Annotated in this window: 2 protein-coding genes; both read left to right on the top strand. The window is 70.5% G+C overall.

All coding sequences use genetic code 11. The features are described from left to right. Positions 1-459 (top strand): hypothetical protein (locus ACYVE9_RS22120; protein WP_461029642.1); only part of this gene is annotated, 459 nt, incomplete at its 5' end. A 73-nt stretch (positions 460-532) separates the two neighbouring features. Then, positions 533-1,087 carry a hypothetical protein gene (locus tag ACYVE9_RS22125; protein WP_461029643.1) on the top strand — a complete coding sequence of 185 codons (555 nt, stop codon included), beginning with the start codon at positions 533-535 and terminating at the stop codon, positions 1,085-1,087. Positions 1,088-1,168 lie beyond the last annotated feature (81 nt).

Here is a 1,168-nt window from a genome sequence, read left to right on the forward strand (position 1 = left end):
CCGCCCGGGTACCCGGGCGGCATGCCGGGCTCCCCGGTGACGATGCCCGGTCTGGTCGTCACCGCGCGGGTGCTGCTGTTCATCGCGGGCTCGCTGTGGTCGATCGGCGCCGTGGTGATGTTGATCGCGGGTCTCACCGCGCAGAGCATCGGCGCGGACATCCCGGGCGCGAACGGCGCCGGTGATCTCGCGGCCGGCGTCGCGGTGCTCTTCTTCTTCCTCCTCGCCGGTCTGAGCGCGCTGCACATCATCCCGGCCGCGATGTTCGGCAGGGGCCGCACCGGCACCCGCGTCACCGCGATCATCGCCGGCTCGGTGAACGCGTTCATCGCCGCCATCGCGCTCTTCGGCCAGGGCAACGAGGCGGTCGCCGTGCTCTGGGCGGCGACCGCCGTCCTCACCATCGTCTTCTGCTCGCTGCGCCCCGCGGGCGAGTGGTTCAACCCTCCCACCCACTGAGCCGCACCGGTCCGGCCGTGCCGGCCGGCGCGACCCACCGTTTGTCACGTTCCCTACAGGAGAAGGCCCACCGATGACCACGCCCGACCCCAACAACCCCTACCAGAACCCGCCGCAGGCCAACCAGCAGCACCCGCCCGGTGGTTACTCCGCATACCCTCAGCAGCCGCAGGGCGGTTACCCGGGCCAGCCCTACGGCGGCCCGCCGATACCGCACACGATGCCGGGCAAGACCAAGAACACCCGCGTCATGATGTTCGTCGTCGGAGGGCTCCAGGGCCTGCTGTCGCTGCTCCTGCTGTTCGTGCTGGCCGTCGCCGCCGACGAGTTCATGGACGGCTTCTCCGAGTCGGCGGGCGTCGAGATCCCCTCCGGCGTGGTGCTGGTCTTCCTGCTGCTCTACCTGGTGCACGCCGCGGCGGGCATCTTCCTCGGCCTGAAGTTCAAGGACGGCGGCAGCGGCATCCGCATCGCCGGCATCGTGTGGGCGAGCTTCACCATCCTGTTCGGCCTGCTGTCCATCCCGATGGGCGTGGTGTGGATCGCGCTCGGCGTGATGTGCGTGGTGTTCCTCGCCAACCGCGAGAGCGCCGGCTGGTTCAAGCGGAACGAGCAGCCCACCTACTGAGCGTTCCAGGACGCGCACGACGAGGGCCGGGCCCGGCACGGGACACTGTCGCATCGACAGCGTCCCGGCACGGGTCCGGCC

The organism is Streptomyces sparsus, assembly GCF_054776295.1.

Coding starts and splice junctions, on each gene's coding strand:
- ACYVE9_RS22125 (WP_461029643.1), top strand. CDS start 533: ATGACCACGCCCGACCCCAACAACCCCTACCAGAACCCGCCGCAGGCC.